The organism is Streptomyces sp. (assembly GCF_035563135.1).
In the GTDB taxonomy this organism is placed as follows: Bacteria; Actinomycetota; Actinomycetes; order Streptomycetales; family Streptomycetaceae; genus Streptomyces.
The window spans coordinates 1-19,048 of the sequence record NZ_DATMVN010000604.1; the positions used below are offsets into that span (position 1 = coordinate 1).

Genomic DNA, 19,048 nt, shown 5'->3' on the forward strand with positions numbered 1-19,048 from the left:
CACTGGCCGGTGCGGCCGGACTCGGGGCCGCCGTCCTGCGCGGCCGGCCGATGCCGGGGGAGCCGCCCCGCACCACCGCCGGACGGCTGCTGATCCCCGCCTTCACCGGCGCCTACCTCCGCACCTGTGCGACCCCGTTGCTCCACGCCGCCCTCAACCCCTCCCCGCCCCTGACCCAACGCGCCGTCGGAGGCGGTATCCGCGCCATGATCCCTCTACAGGCCGCACTCGCCGCCAGAGCCGGCGCACCCCTGGCCGGGCTCGCGGTCATGGGGCTCGTCCCCGTGGCCCGCGCGCTCGCGCGGAAGGTGAGCCCGACATGAGCCTCCGCCTCGGTTACGGCACCAACGGGCTGACCGACCTCCGGCTCGACGACGCCCTCGGCCTCCTCGCCGACCTCGGCTACGACGGGGTCGGCCTGACCCTCGACCACATGCACCTCGACCCGCTCGCCCCCGACCTCGCCGCCCGCACCCGCCAGGTCGCCCGCAGACTCACCGGCCTGGGCCTCGGCGTCACCGTCGAGACCGGCGCGCGCTACGTCCTCGACCCCCGGCGCAAGCACGGGCCCTCCCTCCTCGACCCCGACCCCGAGGCCCGCGCGGCCCGCACCGCACTCCTCGTCCGGGCGGTCGAGGTGGCCGCCGGCCTCGGAGCCCACGCCGTGCACTGCTTCAGCGGCCTCACGCCGCCGGACACCACCACGGACACCGCGTGGCAGCGGCTGACCGACGCCCTCGCCCCCGTCCTGGACGCCTCCGACCGTGCGGGCATCCCCCTCGCCGTGGAGCCGGAACCCGGCCACCTCCTCGCCACACTCGCCGACTTCCACCACCTGCGCACCCTGCTCGGCGACCCGGGCCCGCTCGGACTCACCCTCGACATCGGCCACTGCCAGTGCCTGGAACCCGAATCACCCGTCGACTGCGTGAAGGAAGCCGCCCCCTGGCTGCGCCATGTCCAGATCGAGGACATGCGACGCGGCGTCCACGAACACCTGCCGTTCGGTGACGGCGAGATCGACTTCCCGCCGGTGCTCGAAGCGCTCGCCTCCAGCGGATACGCCGGCCTCACCGTCGTCGAACTGCCCCGCCACTCCCACGCGGGCCCCGAACTCGCCCGCAGCTCCATCGACTTCCTGCGCCGGGCCGCCGCGCCGACGAACGGAGCCGCACCGTGCTGAGCAGCCGCAAGGAACTCGACGACCGGCTCCGGGGGGCCGCCAGGGCCTGGCTCGACGAAGCGCTCGCCGAAGCCGCGCACGCCGCGGCCCACCCCGGCGCGGACAGCGGCAGCCCGCCGTGGGAGCTGCGGTTCGCCTCGGCGGGAAGGCACTGCGGACTCGAACACGCCGATTCCGTCCGTGCCCTGCTGCTCGTCGAAGCCCGCGCCGGGCTGCCCGCCGTGACCAGGCTCTACGAGCAGGGGACCGCCGCCGAACGCCGCGCCGTCCTCCTCACCCTGCACCGGCTCGACCTCGGCGCCACCGCACTGCCGCTCGTCGAGGACGCCCTGCGCACCAACGACACCCGGCTGGTCGCAGCGGCCGTCGGCCCGTACGGCGCGGCCCACCTCGACGCACACGGCTGGCGGCACGCCGTCCTCAAGTGCCTCTTCACCGGGGTCCCGGCCGAGGCCCTGGACCGGCTCGGCGAGCGAGCCCGCGGGGACGCCGAACTCGCCCGCATGCTCAGTGACTTCGCAGCCGAACGCACCGCGGCGGGGCGTCCCGTACCCGCCGGTCTTCGGACCGTCCTCGATCTCACGGCCCCGGCGCCCACCCCCACGCCCACGGAGGAACCCCGATGAGGATCTTCGACCCCCACATCCACATGACCTCCCGCACCACGGACGACTACCGGGCGATGTACGACGCCGGGGTGCGCGCCCTCGTCGAACCCTCCTTCTGGCTCGGCCAGCCCCGCACCTCGCCCGCCAGCTTCTTCGACTACTTCGACGCCCTCCTCGGCTGGGAACCCTTCCGTGCCTCCCAGTACGGCATCGCGCACCACTGCACACTCGCCCTCAATCCCAAGGAGGCGAACGACCCCCGCTGCACCCCCGTCCTGGACGCCCTGCCGCGCTACCTCGTCAAGGACTCCGTCGTCGCCGTCGGTGAGATCGGCTACGACTCGATGACCCCCGCCGAGGACACCGCCCTCGCCGCCCAGCTGCAACTCGCCGCCGACCACGCTCTTCCCGCGCTCGTGCACACACCGCACCGCGACAAGCTCGCCGGCCTGCACCGCACCATCGACGTCATCCGCGAATCGGACCTCTCCCCGGAGCTCGTCCTGCTCGACCACCTCAACGAGACGACCGTGACGGACGCCCTCGACAGCGGCTGCTGGGCAGGCTTCTCCATCTATCCGGACACCAAGATGGACGAGGACCGCATGATCACGGTCCTGCGGAACCACGGCACCGACAGGATCCTCGTCAACTCGGCCGCCGACTGGGGGAAGAGCGACCCGCTGAAGACCCGCAAGGTGGCCGACACCATGCTGAAGGCCGGATTCGACGAGGACGACGTCGACAAGGTGCTCTGGCGCAACCCCGTCGCCTTCTACGGGCAGAGCGGCCGGCTCCAGCTCGACACCGCCGCCCCCGGCCCGCTCCACGAGGGAAACTCCATCCTCCGCGGCGGGGAGTGAAGCATGCGCTTCCGCCACCCCGACGGCTCCGTCGTCCACCTCGCGTACTGCACGAACGTGCATCCCGCCGAGACCCTCCAAGGAGTCCGCGCGCAACTGCGCGACCACTGCGAGCCCGTACGCAGACGGCTCGGCCGGGACCGCCTCGGCATCGGCCTCTGGCTCGCCAAGGACGCCGCCCGCGCCCTGATCAACGACCCCGCCGCCCTGCGCTCGCTGCGCGCCGAGCTCGACCACCGAGGCCTGGAGGTCGTCACCCTCAACGGCTTCCCCTACGAGGGCTTCGGCGCCCAGGAGGTCAAGTACCGCGTCTACACACCGGACTGGACCGATCCCGAGCGGCTCGCCCACACCACCGACCTGGCCCGGCTGCTCGCCGCCCTGCTCCCCGACGACGTCACCGACGGCACCGTCTCCACCCTGCCGATCGCCTGGCGCACCCCGTTCACCGGCGACCCCACGGCCGCCGCCACGGCGCGCAGACACCTCACCGCGCTCGCGCAGCGCCTCGACGCCCTCGCCGAACTGACCGGCAAATCCATCAGGATCGGTCTCGAACCCGAACCGGGCTGCACCGTGGAGACCACCGCCGACGCCATCGGCCCCCTCACCGCGGTGGGCCATGACCGCATCGGCATCTGCGTCGACACCTGTCACCTGGCCACCTCCTTCGAGGACCCGGACACCGCGCTGGACGCCCTGCACACGGCCGGGGTCCCCGTCGTCAAGGCCCAGCTCTCCGCGGCACTGCACGCCGAACACCCGCACCTGCCCGAGGTGCGCGCCGCCCTGGGCGCCTTCGCCGAACCCCGCTTCCTGCACCAGACGCGCACGCTCACCGCGTCGGGCCTGCACGGGACCGACGACCTCGACGAGGCGGTGTCCGGCGGCGCCCTCCCCGACAGCACACCCTGGCGCTCCCACTTCCACGTCCCCCTGCACGCACCGCCGGCGCCTCCGCTCACCTCCACCCTCCCCGTCCTGCGGTCCGCGCTGAACCGGCTCGTCGGCGGGCCCGCACCCCTCACCCGCCACCTCGAAGTCGAGACGTACACCTGGCAGGCGCTCCCCGCCGAGCTGCGGCCGCGCACCCGCACCCAGCTCGCCGACGGCATCGCCGCCGAACTCACCCTCGCCCGCGACCTCCTCGTCGACCTCGGACTGAAGGAGCTCCCTTGACCGCCCCCGAAGCAGGTACGCGCCCCACCCCGCTCCTCGTCCTCGACGTGGTGGGCCTCACCCCCCAGCTCCTGGCGCACATGCCGAACCTGAGGGCCATGGCCGGAGCCGGTGCGCAGGCACCCCTGACCACCGTCCTGCCCGCCGTCACCTGCGCCGCCCAGTCCACCTTCCTCACCGGCACCACCCCCGCCGAACACGGCATCGTCGCCAACGGCTGGTACTTCCGCGAGCTCGGCGACGTCCTCCTGTGGCGCCAGCACAACGGGCTCGTCGAAGGCGACAAGCTCTGGGACGCCGCCCGGCGCGCCCACCCCGGCTACACCGTCGCCAACATCTGCTGGTGGTACGCGATGGGCGCCGACACCGACTGGACCGTCACCCCCCGCCCCGTGTACTACGCCGACGGCCGCAAGGAACCCGACTGCTACACCAGGCCCCCGGCGCTGCACGACGAGCTCACGGAGAAGCTCGGCACCTTCCCCCTCTTCCACTTCTGGGGACCCGGCGCCGACCTCGTCTCCTCGCAGTGGATCATCGACGCCACGCGGCACATCCTCACCACCCGCACCCCCGACCTGGCCCTCTGCTACCTCCCGCACCTCGACTACGACCTCCAGCGCCACGGCCCCGACGACCCCCGCTCCCACCGGGCCGCAGCCGACCTCGACCGCGCCGTGGCACCCCTGCTGGACGACGCCAGAGCCGAGGGCCGCACCGTCGTCGCCCTCTCCGAGTACGGCATCACGCGCGTCGAGCGGCCCGTGGACGTCAACCGCGCGCTGCGCCGCGCGGGCCTGCTGGAGGTCCACACCCAGGACGGCATGGAGTACCTCGACCCGATGGCCTCCCGTGCCTTCGCCGTCGCCGATCACCAGCTCGCCCACATCTACGTACGCCGGCCCGAGGACCTCGAAGCGACCCGGGAAGCCCTCGCGGACCTGCCCGGCATCGCGGAACTCCTCGGTGACGAGGGCAAGAAGGCCCACCATCTGGACCACCCCCGCTCCGGCGAACTCGTCGCCGTGGCGGAGAAGGACGCCTGGTTCACCTACTACTACTGGCTCGACGACGACCGTGCACCCGACTTCGCGCAGCTCGTCGAGATCCACCGCAAACCGGGCTACGACCCCGTGGAGCTCTTCATGGACCCCCAGGACCCCTACGTCCGGGTCAAGGCAGCCGCAGCGGTCGCCCGCAAGAAACTCGGGATGCGCTACCGCATGGCGGTCGTCCCCCTGGACCCCTCACCTGTCCGCGGCAGCCACGGCCGCCTTCCCGCGAGCGACGACGAGGGCCCGCTCATCCTCTGCTCCACCCCCCACGCGTTCTCCGGCCGTGTCCAGGCCACCGAAGTGAAGTCCTTGCTGCTCCAGCTTGCCGGACTGCACCGGCCGTCCACCCCGTCCGCACGTTCACAGGGAGATTTGTGATCATGAGCCGCACCCCGAAGGACCCCGAGCTCGCGCGCAGACTCAGCCGCCGCAACGTCCTGGGCGTCGCCGCCGGAGCCACGGCCGCGACCCTCCTCAGCGGCGCCGCCGCCCAGGCGGCGGGCCCGCACGGGGGCCACGGACACGACCAGGGCCACGGACACGGGAACAGCCACGGCAAGGGCCGGGCCGTTCTGCCCCCCGGCCGCCTCGGCATCCAGCTCTACAGCCTCCGCGACAAGATCTCCACTCTCGGCTTCGCCCCGGTCTTCGCCGAGCTGGAGAAGTACGGCTACGACGAGATCGAGTTCGCCGGGTACACCCAGGGCTCGGCCGGCGCCCTCACGCTCGCCCAGCTCGAACGGCTGGCCAAGGACCACGGCCTCAACCCCATAGGCAGCCACGTCAACTACTACGACGACAACAACCCCGGTGCCTACTCCTTCGCGCAGAACCTCACCAAGGTCCTCGACGAGGCGGAAGCCCTCGGCCTCAAGCACATCGGCACCGCCTCCGGGCCCTTCCGCTACGGCTCCACGGTCGACGGCTGGAAGCGGGCGGCCGAGGACTTCAACACCTACGGTGCCGCCGCCCGCAAGCGCGGCATGAAGTTCTACCAGCACAACCACGCGGAGGAGTTCTCCTTCGCCACCGACAAGCCGAAGGTGCGCCTCTACGACGTCCTGCTCGCCGAGACCGACCCCGACCTGGTCTACCTGGAGATGGACATCTACTGGGCGTTCTGCGCCCAGTTCCGCTTCGGCAAGCGGGCGGACGGCACCCCGGCCCCCTTCGACCCCATCGACTACGTGCTCAAGCAGCCCGACCGCTATCCCCTCTTCCACGTCAAGGACGGCACGCGGGACGACTCCGTCCGCGACGGCTACAGGATGACCGACGTCGGCGACGGCGACATCGACTACAAGAACTTCCTGAGCCGGGTCACCACCCGCACGCACCGTGGCCGCACCTACCACCACTGGCAGACCGAGCACGACAACCCGGTCGACTCCCTCGCCTTCGCGCGGAAGTCCAGCGAGCACCTGCACTCGCTCCGCCAGGGCCGCTGCGGCGACTGACGGCTGAGCGCGCGTATGCGCGTGGGGCCCGGTTCCGCCTCCTGGCGCGGCGCGTTCGCAGAGGGAGAACTCCTCGTCCGGACCGTGACCGGCGGCCCGGGGGAGGAGAGGCTGCCGGGCGACTTCCCGGACTACCCCCTCATGCCGTGACCGGGCTCCCGCTCGACCTGTCGTGACCTGCGGCCGGCTCTGCCGTCGGCTGTGACGGCAGAGCCCCGGTGGCGGAGCCGGGGCCCGGGCCGGTCACCGGCGCTGGTTGAGGTGGGCGCTCAGGAGGTGGGAGTCGAGCAGGGAGGTGTCTGCCGTCCGGTCGGCTCGCGCGAAGCCGGCCAGCATGCGCTTGGTGAGGACGAGGGCTTCGGGGGCGCGCCGGATGAGGGGCCTCGTCCAGGCGCCGACGGCCTCGTCCAGCCGGTCGAGCGGGGCGGTCCGGTGGAGGAGGCCGATCCGGTGAGCGGCGTCGGCGTCGAACACGTCGCAGGTCAGCATGAGTTCGCGGATCCTGGCGGCACCGGCCTCGGAGACCAGGCGGCCCATCGCCCCTCCCCAGGCCGGGGGGAGTCCGATCCCGACCTCCGGCATGCGGAACCGGCAGGTGTCCGCGCCCACACGCAGGTCGCAGAACGAGGCGAGCGCGAGCCCGGCACCGATCACCCGGCCGTGGAGCCTGGCGATGGTGACGGCGTGGGTGTTCTCCAGGGCCTGGCACAGCCGCTGGGCCTTGTCCACGATGCGCCGCAGCGCGGAACCGCCGGGATCCGCGGTCAGCGCAGCCTGGTACTCGTTGCGGTCGGCTCCCAGACAGAAGTCCGTACCCATGGACGAGAGGACCAGGACACGGATGTCCGGGCGGTCGTGCAGGTCGTCGAGCAGGCGGAGGAGATCGTCCAGGACGGCGGCGTCCAGGGTGTCTTCCTGGCCCCAGGGGTTGAGCCGGACATGGAGCACGGGGCCGTCCTCATCGACGCGTATCGCCTTTCGGGAGGAACTGGTGAGCGTACCGGCGGTTTCGTTCATGCGAGGGCGACATCCAGGTTCAGCGGGCGCCGGAACGCGACCCTGGGGGCCATCGTCGGGCGGCGTACGAGAGTGAGACGGGGCAGACGGCGGATGAGCTGACGGAGAAGGGTCTGGGCCTCCAGCCGGGCCAGCGGGGCGCCGAGACAGTAGTGGATTCCGCCGCTGAAGGCGAGGTGGGCGGGCGGGCGCAAGGGGTCGAACCTGCCGGGCTCCCTGTGTTTCGCCGGATCCCGGTGGGCGGCTCCCACCATGAGATGCACCATCTCGTCCTTGCGTATCTCCATCCCGCCCAGGACGCAGTCCGCGGCGGCGACCCTGCTGATGACGTGGGTGGGCGGGTCGTAGCGCAGTGTCTCCTCCACGAACGCGGGGACCAGACCGGGGCGGTCCGCGACCAGGTCCCAGCGCGCCGGGCTCTCGACGAGCAGGAGCGTCATGGTCGTCAGGAGGGTCGCGGTGGTCTCCAGGGCGGCCAGGAGGACGAACAGCACCAGGAAGTAGACCGCTTCGTCGGCCTTGTCGCGGTCGGGTTCCAAGGAGTCCCAGGACTCTATCCAGCGGGACACGGGGTCCTCGCCGGGGCGGGTGCGCCGGCTTTTCACGAGGTCGAGGAAGTAGGCGCGCAGTTCGGCCGTGGCCGCGTCCGACGCGGCCAGCTGGCTCGCCGACGGAAGCAGTTCCTGGGTGAAGACCTGGTCATGCGTCAGTTTCCGCAGGCGGGGCCAGTCGGCAGCGGGCAGCCCGAGCCACTCGCCGATGGTGGCGACCGGCAGTTCCTCACCCACGAGCGCCGAGAAGTCCGCCTCCCCGTCCCGCAACCGCTCCGCCAGGGTGTTCAGGAGCTGATCGGTCGTCCGGCTCACCGACCGGCCGATCCGTTCCACCGTGGCCCGGTCGAACGTTCCGGCCGCCCGGCGGGCCCGTGTGTGGTCGGGAGGATTGAGCGCGGCCAGCGTGCTGCTCATCTCCTGCGAGGAGGAGGCGTTCCAGCGCGTGCCCGAACCCTGCCGTTCACGCCAGTGTTTGTCGGGTTCCAGCCAGTCGCGGCTGCGTAGTACCTGATCGCAGACGGCGAAGCCGGTGACGAGGGAGCCACCCCATGGGGCCGGGCTGACCTCGCCCCTCGTCAGCAGTTCCTCGTATAGGGGGAAGGGGTCGGCCTGTCCCTTTGCCGTCCGCAGACGCGAGAAGAGGGAGACGGACGCCCTGCGGTCGGATGACGGGGTTGTGGTGACGCTCATGATGACGGCTCCTTTCTAGAACCAGCCGCCATGCATACCCACAAGATCGTTGAAGCATCCAATAACACAGGGGCATCAGGAGGTAACAAAAATCACTCCCCCCTCGTCCAAGCAAGGAAACGGCTGAAGAGGCCGCCCTTGGGCTGTGAAGCAGCGGAGTTCTGCGGCTGGGAGCCGCGGGTCCCGGAGGGCTGCCCGGCGGATGAGCCCTGCTGGGACGTGGCGGCCGGCTGCGCCGCCTGGCCGGGGCGGGCGGCGGCCACCGGCTGGGTCTGCGGAGTGAACCGGACGGGGAGGGTCACCAGCGAGCGGCTCCACGGACTCGGCACCCAGGCGAGGGTCTTGAACGGAACACGCATCTCGATGTCCGGCAGCCGGTTGAGCAGGGTCTCGACCGCGGTGACCGCGATCATGAACGCCGGGTCCTTGGCGGGGCACGCGTGCGGGCCCGCACCGAAGGCGAGATGGGCCTTGGCGCTGAGCTGCCGGCGGTGCTCGGTCAGTTGGGGGTCGGTGTTGGCCGCGGCGAAGGAGATCAGTACGGGGTCGTCGGCCCGCAGGGTCCTGCCGCCCAGTTCGACGTCATGGACCGGATAGTGAGCCGCGTAGTTGGCGATCGGCGCGTAGTTCCACAGGCTCTGGGCGACCGCGTCCTCGACCGGCAGCCCGGTCTGCCATTCCTCGCCCAGGTACAGCGCGCTGCTGCTCCCGATCGTGGCGGACAGGGGGGCGGTGCCACCGGAGAGCAGGGTCACGAGCTGGTGCAGCACCTCCTCGTCGCTCAGCCGGGCCGGGTGCTCCATCAGGCGCGTCGTCAGGTCGGCCGCCGGGCGGCGGTGCTTGAGGGCGATCAGCTCGGTGAGCGCCCCGCCCAGGACCTCGTCGGAGCCCGGGGCCCCCTCGAAGATGCCGCTGATCCCGGCGATCACCCGGTCACCGATCTCCGGGGGACAGCCGAACAGCTCGCTGAAGACCAGCAACGGCAGCGGCTGGGCGTACTCCGCCATCAGTTCCGCCTGGCCGCGGGGTTCGCCACTGAAGCGGCTGATCAGGTAGTCGGCGGACTGCTGCGTCTGCCTCACGAGCTGGAGCTCGTTGACCGTGGAGAGGCTGTCGGTGACCGCCTGGCGCAGCCGGGCATGGGCCGCACCGTCGCTGAACAGCGCATTGGGGCGGTAGCTCATCATCGGCAGGGCGGGGCTGTCCGCCGGGACGCGGCCTTCGTTCAGCGCGTTCCAGCGGCGGGAGTCCCGGACGAAGGACGCGGGGTTCTGCAGGACGTAGAGGGCGGCGTCATAGCTGGTGACCAGCTCGACCTCCACATCCGGGGCGATGTCGACGGGTGCGCTCAGGCCGAACGAGCGCAGATGCGCGTAGTGGCCGTCGGGGTCGGCTCCGAACGAGGGGCCGTACAGCCGGACGTTCTCGTGCGCGGGGCACCCGGGAGGTATCTCCTGCGGGTCAAGCGGCTGCTGCATGGTGCGGGGCTCCTAGCCGAGTTGGGACATGAGATGTTCGACGAGGGTGATGAGGGCCTGCGCCGAGGTTCCTTCATCGCGGACGTCGCACTTGGCGACGGGCGTGTCGGCGGTCAGGTTCAACGCCTCGCGGACTTCGTCGAGCGGGTAGTCCGTGGTCCCCTCGAAATGGTTGACGCCGATGGCGTACGTCAGGCCGAAACTCTCGACCAGGTCGAGGACGGGGAAGGACTCGTGCAGGCGCTCGGGGTCCACGAGGACCAGCGCGCCCAGAGCACCCCGCGACAGCTCCTCCCACATCTCCTTGAAACGCTCCTGCCCGGGCGTTCCGAAGAGGTAGAGGACCAGCGAGTCGCTGAGGGTGAGGCGGCCGAAGTCCATGGCCACGGTGGTGGTCTTCTTGTGCGGTGTGCCCGACAGGTCGTCGAATCCCTCGCTGGCCTCGGTGATCTCCTCCTCGGTCCGCAGCGGTTCGATCTCGGAGAGACTTGCGATGCAGGTGGTCTTCCCGACCCCGAAGTGCCCGACCACGAGGATCTTCACCGCGTGGGAGACGTCTGGATCCAGGTACACGCGTTACGCTCCGAATCGATTCTTCAGGCCTTCGAGCACGGCGCTGACCAGTTCTCTGTCGACATGCTCGGCGCGAGGTATCGGCCTCCTCACGAGGATGAGGCTGTCCTCCTCCAACTGCGCCAGCAGGATGCGCACGATGCCCAGCGGCAGGTGCGTGTGGCCGGCCACCTCGGCGACGGACAGGAAGCCCTCGGCGATCAGGGCCATGACCTGGCCGGCTTCGGGAGAGAGCGTGCGTGCCGTGGCCGCCGCGTCCTGCGACGCCATGACGAGTGTGGTGTGCTCGTACTCGTGGTCCGGGGGCAGGGCGCGTCCGTTGGTGATGACGAAGAGGGGGACTAACGAGGAGGTCAGCTCCAGCTCGGGCTCGTCAGGCATGGGACCCCCCCTCTCCCCCCGCAGCCGACGGGGCCAGCTTCGGGATCACCTCGTGCAGGCGGGTGGTGAACTCCTCGATGTCGCAGTCGTGCTCGGCGGCGGCGGCCAGGAAGGCCCCTGTACCCGCCGATATCAGGAAGATCCAGCCGTGCTGGAACTCGATGACCGTCTGCCGCCACGCGGCGTCCTCCTGGACACCCGCGAACTGTGAAGTGACCCTGCTGTAGGCGTGGATGCCCGTCATCGCCGCGGATATCGTGTCCGCCATGTCCCTGTCCAGCCCGCTGGTCGCCCCGCGGGGCAGCCCGTCGGAGCCCAGCAGCACCGCGTGACGGGCACCTTGCACATCGGTGATCACCCGGTCGAGATCGGCGAGCACGAAACCCGAATCGCCCGGGCCCTTGCGCCGGTCCGCCCCGGTGCTCCGCGTACCGGCGTCATCCCCGGCACTCACCCTGGGGGGCGAGGTGAGGTTGTTCCCCAGGCGGGCGACAAGGCGGTGCATACGGAAGGAGATCTGCTGCATGTCCACATCGGGTGCCGCGGCCGCGGCCAGATAGGCACCCTGGCCGGCCCCGATCAGAAAGCTCCATCCGTGGGAGAACTCGATGATCGTCTGGCTCCACTGCCGGTCCTTCTCCGGTCCGGCGAAGTGAGCCGTGGCCCGGCTGAGCGACTGCATGCCGGCCATGGCGGCGGAGATGGTGCGCACCTCCTTCTCGGCCAGGCCCTCGGTGGACCCGCGGGGGAGGCCGTCCGCGGACAACAGGACGGCGTGCCGTGCCCGGGGCACGTTCTGCACGATGTCCTCGAGCATCCACGACAGGTCTGCGGTCATGCGTCTTCGGACCCTTCGGGCGACGTGGAATCGAGATTGCGGCCTGACAGGGTGCCGCGCTGGAAAGCCCCCAGGCTGCGTCCGGAGGAACGGCCGGTCCTCTCGGGCGCCGGCGGCACCGGCTGCACGGCCACCGGGTCCGGCACGCTCGCGATGGGAGCCTGGCGCGCTCCGCGCTTCGGCAGTCCGTGAGTCGTGCGCGCGGTCCCGTTCTGCGGCCGGCCTTCCGTACGCGGGATGCTGCTGACGGGCGCCTCGGGGGCGGGCGGCGTCTCCTCCATGGTCCACAGCTCCTCGGGCAGCAGGACGACGGCCCGGACGCCGCCGTACCGGGAGACTCCGGTGACATCCACCTTGAAGCCGTACTGTCGAGCGATCAGGCCGATCACGGGGAATCCGAACTTGGGCTGGTTCCCGAGCTGCGAAAGGCGGGGGACGACATCGCCGGACAGGAGATCGGTCGCCCGCTGGCGGTCCTCGTCATTCATGCCGACACCGGCGTCGTCGATGACGATGCACAGATTGTTCTGGGCCCGCTGGAACGTCACCTCGATCGGTGCGTCGTGCTGGGAGAAGCTGGCAGCGTTGTCAAGGAGCTCGGCGACCGCGAGCGCCACCGGGGCCACCGCGGACGCCTTCAGCGCGAGGGCGGTCTGCTGCATGACGGAGACCCGGTGGAAGTTACGGATCTGCCCCTGGGCGCTGCGCACCACGTCGTAGACGCTGGCGGGCCTGTTGCGGCGGCCGAGCGGCGCACCGCACATGACCGCGATGCCCTGCGCCTTGCGGGCCATCTGCGCATTGGCGTGGTTCACCTCGAGCAGATCGCTGAGCACGGCGTGGCCGCCGTACTTGCGCTGGATGCTGTCCAGGAGAGTCGTCTGCTCCGCCGCGAGACTCTGCAGGAAGCTGGCCGCGCCCTTGAGGACCGCCTTGGTGTTCTCCTCCGCCGCTTCCTTGGCCTCCCGGAGCGTTCCGTCCTGTTCGCTCCTGAAGCGCTGGAGTTCGGCGTGGGAGAGGTGGAGCCGACTGTCGGATGTGTGCAGCTGGTGCCTCAGCTCGGCCTCGGACTGCTGCTTCTTCGCCCCTAGGGCTCTGTTACGGGCGGCGAGTGCCACAACGGCGGCAACGGCTATCACCGTCACCGCAACCATGCACCACACGAGTGCGTCTTGATTCATGGAAACCTTTCCCGGCGCAGGCGGACGGCGACGGACATGCCTCCCTGGGGCCCGCGACACAGCCACTCGGTGCTGCCAGGCCGCTGTTGTGTGGAGAGCAGGCCGTCGATCGCAAATCAGCATCTGAATCCAGTGGATCAAGATCGCAGATGCCGGGATGCTATCACCGGATCGCGCTCTCACCGGAAGCGGGGACTCCGGCCGTGCGCGCGACAACACGTCCTGTAACAAGCCTTGTTGAGAAGCGTGTTCGCCCGGCCGCAGTCCGTTTCCGTCGCCTTCCGCTGCTGGACCTCAATCGTTCACGGAAGATCGCGTAGAGGAGTGACCACCTGTCACTTGTGGCGAGGGTATCGGCAACAGGAGGCCTGTCGTCCGCACCGGAGGCTGTGGTTCCGCCCGAGTCCCGGTGATGCCGGGATTTCCACGCTTTCCGGGGGCGGACGGCCCGGCCGGCAGCCGTCGTACCGCCGGTGGCCTTCGCGGCCACGCGCCACCGGATCTCCTCGAACGCGAGATCCGTGAGCTCGATCCACCCCGGCGCCTCCCGGCTGAGCCGTATGCGACCCCGTCGGTCCCGCAGCGCTGCCGCCTGCTCCTGGTACACGGCCCACCACGGTCCGTACACGCGGCGCCGTCAGACGCTACTGGGAGCACCCGCACCGCACTGACCACCGAAAACGCAGGTGAAGGGCACCCCAAACCCCTGGTATTGTTTTCTTTGTCGCCACGGGGAACACCCCGGGACGACAGACACCTTGTCCGGGTGGCGGAATGGCAGACGCGCTAGCTTGAGGTGCTAGTGCCCTTTATCGGGCGTGGGGGTTCAAGTCCCCCCTCGGACACCAGCAGGAACCCCACTTCATGTGGGGTTTTTCTGTTTCCCGGGCTGCGGCGTGACCGGCCAGGTGGCCAACGGCCGAACGAATCCCCAGGCCGGATCAGGGACGGCGGGCCGGGTGGGCCCGCTCCGGCATCCTTCAGGCGGACGGCATCCGGCCGGAACTCCTGCCCGGCATGCCAAGGGAGAGAGCGTGAGCGCCCTCGCCACGGCGCCGGGGGTCTCCCGCTGCCCCTTTGTACCGGCATCGGCGAGAGTGTCTGAGACAGGCGGACAGTGGTTCTTACGAGCCCCTGGGGTACGTGTCGGGGGCGTCGTCATGTCCGGGCACGGAAAAGCCCCTGCCGGCCACGGGGTGACCGACAGGGGCCGTGTCCCTCACCGTGCGCCGGGTGGTTGCACGGCACCCCGCACACGAGGGCGGACCGGGGCGAGGGCCTGAGCACGTCAGCTCAGACGGAGACACGTCCTGCCTCCTGCCCAAGGCTTGTCCGGTCGGGGGACAACCGGCCTGCCCCTGCCGCGTCGCGCCGCCGTGATCACGGGGGAGGGACAGGAGCCTGTGACTACTCATCGCGGATCACCATCGCGAACACAGATGATGATCCATCGACCACGTGGCCGGTCGGCCAGTTGTGCGCGTTACGGGATAAAGATCATGAACGGAAGAGGGTCGCCCATTCGGTGAGCACGCGCCTCGCATCTTCACCGAAGAGAGCATGTCGTTCGTACAGTTCGAACACCCTCAGATGCTCAGCGATGTCATGCAGGGCCGCTCTCTGTCGACGACGACGCTAGAGCGGTGCGACAAGCCGCGTCTACCAGGGAACGCGGGTATTCGCGTTGTCGGGTAGACCGGTCGCGCCTCACCGCCAACACCACGCGCGCGCCGACACTGCCCGGCGCACCACTGGACAGATGGTCGCGGCCGCCTGCCGCGAGTGTCAGCCGGTCGTCCGTCACGATGCCGAGGACAGTCGGTCACGTGACCAACGCATGACCAACAACCGCCTGAGCGCGGCTGGAACAGCAGGGAAGAACCGGAGGGACACCCGCCCAAGCCCAGCCTGTAGGCGGGTGTTTCCCCAGGTCGGGGTGGGTGAAGGCTGATGTCCGAGTGGAGAGTCCAAGTCCCCCTCGGACATCAGCCGGACACCGACGGCGTAAGGCCCCGGCCGCGCGCCTGAAGACGCGCGGCCGGGGCCTCCACGGCGTCAGCCGTGGGTGGCTTTCGCCATGACCGGTTCGGTCAGCTGCACGGGTTCCGTGCCGGGGGAACTGTGCCGCGCCGCCCAGTTCTCCAGCGCCGCGCGGCAGGCGTGGTCCAGGTGGTGCAGGCCGGAGAGATCCAGCTCGACGGGCCGGTCCTGGGGCAGGTTCTCCAGGCTGTCGAGTATCTTCGGCAGCCTCAGGAAGGTCGCGTTCCCCGACAGGTGGACCTGGATGGGGCCGGCTCCCTTGTCGATGACGTCCAGACCGACGTGCGAGGCGTCCCAGGCCGTCTTGGCGACGGAGAGCGCCAGGCCGATCAGGACACCCTCGAACATGTTCACCGTGACGATGGACACGGCCGTCGCCACCAGGATGAGGGCTTCGCCCCGGTGACCGCGCCACAGCGTCGCGACGGTGCGCAGCGGGATCAGTTTCCAGCCCGCGTGGACGAGGATCCCGGCCAGGGCCGGCAGCGGTATGAGCGCGAGGGCCGACGGCAGCAGTGCCGCGAAGAGCAGCAGCCACACGCCGTGCAGGACCCGGGACGCCTTGGTCTTCGCGCCCGCCTGGACATTGGCGGAGCTGCGCACGATGACCGCGGTCATCGGCAGGGCGCCCAGGACCCCGCACACGGTGTTTCCGGCCCCCTGCGCCATCAGCTCCTTGTCGTACTGCGTGCGCGGCCCGTCATGGAGGCGGTCCACCGCAGCCGCGCTGAACAGGCTCTCGGCGGAGGCGATCAGGGTGAAGGCCAGCACTGTCCCGAGCATGCCCACGCTCGCCAGCTCGCCGAACGCGTCCAGCCCGGGCGGCTGGACGGCGTCGAGCAGACCCTGCACCTCGACCTCGGCGACCGGCAGACCGAACACGAACGAGACGAGCGTGGCCAGTGCGACTGCGGCGAGGGCACCGGGAACCGCCCTCACCCGCTCGGGCATGTGCTTCCACAGCACCATCACCGCGACGGTGCCGGCGCCGACCGCGAGCGATGTGAGCGCCTCGGTGCTCGCCACGGCCTCGGCCAGGGCCCCGGGGAGCCCGGCCAGCTTGTCCAGGCCGGACGCCGGGGCCTCCAGACCGGCCGCCGCGTAGAGCTGGCCCGCGATGAGCACGAGCCCGATGCCGGCGAGCATGCCCTCGACGACCGAGAGCGAGATGGCCCGGAACCAGCGCCCGAGCTTCAGCGCGCCCATGGCGAGCTGGAGCAGCCCGGCGGCCAGCACGATCACTCCCAGCGCGGCGAGCCCGAAGGTCTGGACGGCTTCGAAGACCAGCACGGTCAGACCGGCGGCCGGCCCCGACACCTGGAGGCTGCTGCCACGCATGAAGCCCGTGACGATACCGCCGACGATGCCGGTGATCAGTCCCAGCTCCGCCGGCACGCCGGAGGCCACGGCGACGCCCACACACAGCGGCAGGGCGACGAGGAAGACGACGATCGAGGCGGTGAAGTCCTGCCGCAGATGAGGAAAAGACGTTCGGCGGTCCATACCGGCCCTCACAGCGTCTGGAAGGTGTCGGAGGTCGCGTCGTGCGTCAGCACGGCTCCCGTGTGGACCTCGTAGAACCAGCCGTGCAGCCGCAGTTCTCCCTCCGCCAGGCGCTTGTCGACGCAGGGGTAGGAGCGCAGCCTGAGCAACTGGGTGAGCACGTGGTTCTTCACGGCTTCGGCCACGGCCGGGTCGTCCGCCACCCCCTCGGGGCGGGGAGCCGAGTGCGCGAGCCAGTCGCGCACGGCGGGCACCGCGGTCAGGTCGTCACCGCGGACCAGAGCGCCGACGGCGCCGCAGTGGGAGTGGCCGCAGACGACGATGTCCGTGACCCCGAGCACCTCCACCGCGTACTCCACGGTGGCCGCCTCGCTCGTGGGCTGCCCGGAGGCGTACGGGGGGACGATGTTGCCCGCGGTCCGCAGCTCGAAGAGTTCACCGGGGCGGGCACCGGTGATGAGGGAGGGGACGACCCGGGAGTCCGAGCAGGTGATGAACAGGACCTGCGGGGACTGGCCTTGGGCCAGCCGGGCGAACTCCTCGGGACGCTCCGTGCACTGCTCGCGGAAGGACCGGGCGTGATCGATGAGGGGTTGCATGACAGTTGTTCCTCCTGGCGCGCGGCTGAGGGCGCGTCGGCGTACGTACGAGAACGGGAGCGCGAGCGGGCAGGGCGACATGACCACGCGGCACCGCTCCTGGCGGTGCGGAGCGTGCGGGCGAGGTCTGTGCGCGCTGCGGATCAGCTCAGCAGCGGAACACCTGGAGTGCGGCAGGAGAACGGGAGACCGAGGATCTCGACGTGCGGTGCGAGCCGGCCGGTGCGGCGGGTGCCGTGGCCGGGGGGCGGCCTGCGGTGTCACCCGTCACCAGGCAGCGCGAGAGGGGCTCGGGGGTGGCCTGGACCACGGTGCGGTGCCGGTCACGAGTGCGCAACAGGCCGTTCGGGTCCCCTTCGTGAACCGGGGTACCGCAGGAGGCGTACTCCCGCCCGGTCTGTGTGCCGACCTGGCCTTCGAGACCGGCCGCATGCGCTTGAGGCGAGCCGGGGAAGGAGCTGTGGGCGATGGCGAGGCCGTGGGCGGATGCGTAAGGCGCGGACGGGGCCGGAAATTGTACGGCGAACAGGATTGCGGTCAGGACCGAGAGCACGATCCGAGCCGTCGCATCGCGCACCTCACGCCTCCTTCCGCACTCCGCCTGTCTCGTTGACGAAGAAGCTAACAGGGGTAAATTCCCGTCAGGTTAACCGTATGTGAAGAGTGTGGAAGTAGGGCGATGAAAGGGTGTAATCGCCTGCGCCGAAAACCCATTCGCCGGGAAAGGCGGCCGCCGGTTCGTTTTCCCCGCCGTGGCGTCAGCGGGCCGGGGCCGTTCCGGTGCGAGGCCCGGAGGACCAGGTCGCGACGGGTGTCGGCCTGCCCTCCGGCCCGCTCCCGCTCGTGCGGCAGACCTGTCCGAATAGGTGTGTCCGAAATTCGTATGTGCATGCGATCCGGTGAAGAGGGGCGCTCCGCGGAAGGGGTGCTCCGATTATCGGGCAAGGACTCGTGCGGCCGCCTGACCGGGGGCGGGAACTGGCGGCCATCGAATCCTCATGGGCGAACGGCTATTTCCGGATAACCGGAGGGCTATTTCCGGACACGGGCGCCCCTTCCTCCGAGCAGCCCTTTCCGGTCGGCAGGAATGGACGGGGAGGCCGGCCGGCCCCTCGGGACCCTGGCCGGTCGGCCCGCCCCTCGGGACTCCGGTCGGTCGGTCCACCCCTCGGGGCCCTGGCCGGTCCCGGCGCCGTGGGTGCGTGCGGCCTTCGGCAGGCCGCACGGGCGCTCGGGTCACGATCGGGTCTCGGACAGGGGGCGGGGGGTTGCTTTCAGCCGTGTAATCGATTCCAATCTCCCGTGTAATCGATTCCACGGCTCGTTCCGCTGGTTTCGAGGCGCACGGAAACCACAAGGAGGTGGTCCGGAAATGGCGAGCATCAAGGATGTCGCGGCCCAGGCAGGAGTGTCTGTCGCCACGGTCTCCCGCGTCCTCAACAGCCATCCCTCCGTCAGCCCGGACGCACGCAGGCGCGTCCTCGCCGCCGTCGACGCCCTCGGCTACCGGCCCAACGCGGTGGCCCGCTCGCTGCGTACCGACCAGACACGCACGCTCGGCCTCGTCATCAGCGACGTACTCAATCCGTACTTCACCGCACTGGCCCGCTCCGTGGAGGAGGAGGCCCGCGCGCTCGGCTACAGCGTGATCATCGGCAACGCCGACGAGCGGCTCGAACAGCAGGACCACCATGTCCGTACGCTCCTGGACCGCAGGATCGACGGACTCCTGGTCTCACCCGCCGACGGCGGGTCCCCGTTGCTGCTGGACGTCGCACGCACCGGCACCCCGATGGTCTTCGTCGACCGCTGGATCCCGGGGGTGGACATCCCCGTCGTCCGCTCCGAC

At 70.4% G+C, this 19,048-nt stretch carries 18 protein-coding genes and 1 tRNA gene; 9 read left to right on the plus strand and 10 right to left on the minus strand.

Annotated features, from left to right (window positions below):
- The 7 genes from VN520_RS26915 to VN520_RS26945 all read left to right on the plus strand — a co-directional run.
- A partial coding sequence (locus VN520_RS26915) for a hypothetical protein (RefSeq protein WP_325749542.1) occupies nt 1-323 on the plus strand: 323 nt, incomplete at its 5' end.
- Nucleotides 320-1,183, plus strand: a complete 864-nt coding sequence (locus VN520_RS26920; RefSeq protein ID WP_325749543.1) for a sugar phosphate isomerase/epimerase family protein — start codon at nt 320-322, stop codon at nt 1,181-1,183. The genes VN520_RS26915 and VN520_RS26920, both read left to right, overlap by 4 nt.
- A complete protein-coding gene (locus VN520_RS26925) occupies nt 1,177-1,809 on the plus strand; it encodes an EboA domain-containing protein (RefSeq protein ID WP_325749544.1) in 633 nt (210 codons plus the stop codon). Before VN520_RS26920 ends, VN520_RS26925 begins: the two co-directional genes overlap by 7 nt.
- On the plus strand, nt 1,806-2,654 hold the full coding sequence (locus tag VN520_RS26930; protein WP_325749545.1) for a TatD family hydrolase: 849 nt from the start codon (nt 1,806-1,808) through the stop codon (nt 2,652-2,654). The genes VN520_RS26925 and VN520_RS26930 overlap by 4 nt, the downstream gene beginning before the upstream one ends.
- Nucleotides 2,655-2,657: 3 nt before the next feature.
- Nucleotides 2,658-3,833 carry a metabolite traffic protein EboE gene (eboE, locus tag VN520_RS26935; protein WP_325749546.1) on the plus strand — a complete coding sequence of 392 codons (1,176 nt, stop codon included), beginning with the start codon at nt 2,658-2,660 and terminating at the stop codon, nt 3,831-3,833.
- On the plus strand, nt 3,830-5,266 hold the full coding sequence (locus VN520_RS26940) for an alkaline phosphatase family protein (RefSeq protein WP_325749547.1): 1,437 nt from the start codon (nt 3,830-3,832) through the stop codon (nt 5,264-5,266). Before eboE ends, VN520_RS26940 begins: the two co-directional genes overlap by 4 nt.
- Nucleotides 5,267-5,268: 2 nt before the next feature.
- A complete protein-coding gene (locus tag VN520_RS26945) occupies nt 5,269-6,345 on the plus strand; it encodes a sugar phosphate isomerase/epimerase (protein WP_325749548.1) in 1,077 nt (358 codons plus the stop codon).
- Between the two features lie 243 nt (nt 6,346-6,588).
- Here VN520_RS26945 and VN520_RS26950 read toward each other — a convergent pair whose 3' ends face one another.
- The 7 genes from VN520_RS26950 to VN520_RS26980 form a co-directional block, all read right to left on the minus strand.
- Nucleotides 6,589-7,362 (minus strand): enoyl-CoA hydratase/isomerase family protein, encoded by a 774-nt coding sequence (locus VN520_RS26950; RefSeq protein ID WP_325749549.1) that lies wholly within the window; start codon nt 7,360-7,362, stop codon nt 6,589-6,591.
- Nucleotides 7,359-8,606: a cytochrome P450 gene (locus VN520_RS26955; RefSeq protein WP_325749550.1), complete on the minus strand. Its 1,248-nt coding sequence runs from the start codon at nt 8,604-8,606 to the stop codon at nt 7,359-7,361. Before VN520_RS26955 ends, VN520_RS26950 begins: the two co-directional genes overlap by 4 nt.
- A gap of 92 nt (nt 8,607-8,698) precedes the next feature.
- Entirely contained in the window at nt 8,699-10,084 is a 1,386-nt protein-coding gene (locus tag VN520_RS26960; protein WP_325749551.1) for a cytochrome P450, read from the minus strand.
- A 12-nt stretch (nt 10,085-10,096) separates the two neighbouring features.
- Nucleotides 10,097-10,657 carry a GTP-binding protein gene (locus VN520_RS26965; RefSeq protein WP_325749552.1) on the minus strand — a complete coding sequence of 187 codons (561 nt, stop codon included), beginning with the start codon at nt 10,655-10,657 and terminating at the stop codon, nt 10,097-10,099.
- Between the two features lie 3 nt (nt 10,658-10,660).
- Nucleotides 10,661-11,038 carry a DUF742 domain-containing protein gene (locus VN520_RS26970; protein ID WP_325749553.1) on the minus strand — a complete coding sequence of 126 codons (378 nt, stop codon included), beginning with the start codon at nt 11,036-11,038 and terminating at the stop codon, nt 10,661-10,663.
- Nucleotides 11,031-11,876 carry a roadblock/LC7 domain-containing protein gene (locus VN520_RS26975; protein ID WP_325749554.1) on the minus strand — a complete coding sequence of 282 codons (846 nt, stop codon included), beginning with the start codon at nt 11,874-11,876 and terminating at the stop codon, nt 11,031-11,033. Before VN520_RS26975 ends, VN520_RS26970 begins: the two co-directional genes overlap by 8 nt.
- On the minus strand, nt 11,873-13,057 hold the full coding sequence (locus tag VN520_RS26980; RefSeq protein ID WP_325749555.1) for an ATP-binding protein: 1,185 nt from the start codon (nt 13,055-13,057) through the stop codon (nt 11,873-11,875). Before VN520_RS26980 ends, VN520_RS26975 begins: the two co-directional genes overlap by 4 nt.
- A 760-nt stretch (nt 13,058-13,817) precedes the next feature.
- On the opposite strand from VN520_RS26980, the gene VN520_RS26985 reads away from it, so the two are divergent.
- Nucleotides 13,818-13,905, plus strand: a tRNA-Leu gene (locus VN520_RS26985).
- A 1,207-nt stretch (nt 13,906-15,112) separates the two neighbouring features.
- Here VN520_RS26985 and VN520_RS26990 read toward each other — a convergent pair.
- From VN520_RS26990 to VN520_RS27000, 3 genes are all read right to left on the minus strand, one after another.
- Complete coding sequence (locus VN520_RS26990; protein ID WP_325749556.1) at nt 15,113-16,600, minus strand: SulP family inorganic anion transporter; 1,488 nt, start codon at nt 16,598-16,600, stop codon at nt 15,113-15,115.
- 8 nt (nt 16,601-16,608) lie between these two features.
- Nucleotides 16,609-17,199 (minus strand): carbonic anhydrase, encoded by a 591-nt coding sequence (locus VN520_RS26995; RefSeq protein WP_325749557.1) that lies wholly within the window; start codon nt 17,197-17,199, stop codon nt 16,609-16,611.
- 148 nt (nt 17,200-17,347) lie between these two features.
- Complete coding sequence (locus VN520_RS27000; RefSeq protein WP_325749558.1) at nt 17,348-17,776, minus strand: hypothetical protein; 429 nt, start codon at nt 17,774-17,776, stop codon at nt 17,348-17,350.
- A 795-nt stretch (nt 17,777-18,571) separates the two neighbouring features.
- Between VN520_RS27000 and VN520_RS27005 the strand changes: the two genes are divergently transcribed.
- A partial coding sequence (locus VN520_RS27005) for a LacI family DNA-binding transcriptional regulator (protein ID WP_325749559.1) occupies nt 18,572-19,048 on the plus strand: 477 nt, incomplete at its 3' end.

What these genes read in the sequence shown, in the direction of transcription:
- VN520_RS26955 (WP_325749550.1), bottom strand. Translation starts at nt 8,606, where the DNA reads ATGAGCGTCACCACAACCCCGTCATCCGACCGCAGGGCGTCCGTCTCC.
- VN520_RS26970 (WP_325749553.1), bottom strand. Translation starts at nt 11,038, where the DNA reads ATGCCTGACGAGCCCGAGCTGGAGCTGACCTCCTCGTTAGTCCCCCTC.
- VN520_RS26995 (WP_325749557.1), bottom strand. Translation starts at nt 17,199, where the DNA reads ATGCAACCCCTCATCGATCACGCCCGGTCCTTCCGCGAGCAGTGCACG.
- VN520_RS26950 (WP_325749549.1), bottom strand. Translation starts at nt 7,362, where the DNA reads ATGAACGAAACCGCCGGTACGCTCACCAGTTCCTCCCGAAAGGCGATA.
- VN520_RS26975 (WP_325749554.1), bottom strand. Translation starts at nt 11,876, where the DNA reads ATGACCGCAGACCTGTCGTGGATGCTCGAGGACATCGTGCAGAACGTG.
- VN520_RS26930 (WP_325749545.1), top strand. Translation starts at nt 1,806, where the DNA reads ATGAGGATCTTCGACCCCCACATCCACATGACCTCCCGCACCACGGAC.
- eboE (WP_325749546.1), top strand. Translation starts at nt 2,658, where the DNA reads ATGCGCTTCCGCCACCCCGACGGCTCCGTCGTCCACCTCGCGTACTGC.
- VN520_RS26980 (WP_325749555.1), bottom strand. Translation starts at nt 13,057, where the DNA reads ATGAATCAAGACGCACTCGTGTGGTGCATGGTTGCGGTGACGGTGATA.
- VN520_RS26945 (WP_325749548.1), top strand. Translation starts at nt 5,269, where the DNA reads ATGAGCCGCACCCCGAAGGACCCCGAGCTCGCGCGCAGACTCAGCCGC.
- VN520_RS26990 (WP_325749556.1), bottom strand. Translation starts at nt 16,600, where the DNA reads ATGGACCGCCGAACGTCTTTTCCTCATCTGCGGCAGGACTTCACCGCC.
- VN520_RS26960 (WP_325749551.1), bottom strand. Translation starts at nt 10,084, where the DNA reads ATGCAGCAGCCGCTTGACCCGCAGGAGATACCTCCCGGGTGCCCCGCG.
- VN520_RS26920 (WP_325749543.1), top strand. Translation starts at nt 320, where the DNA reads ATGAGCCTCCGCCTCGGTTACGGCACCAACGGGCTGACCGACCTCCGG.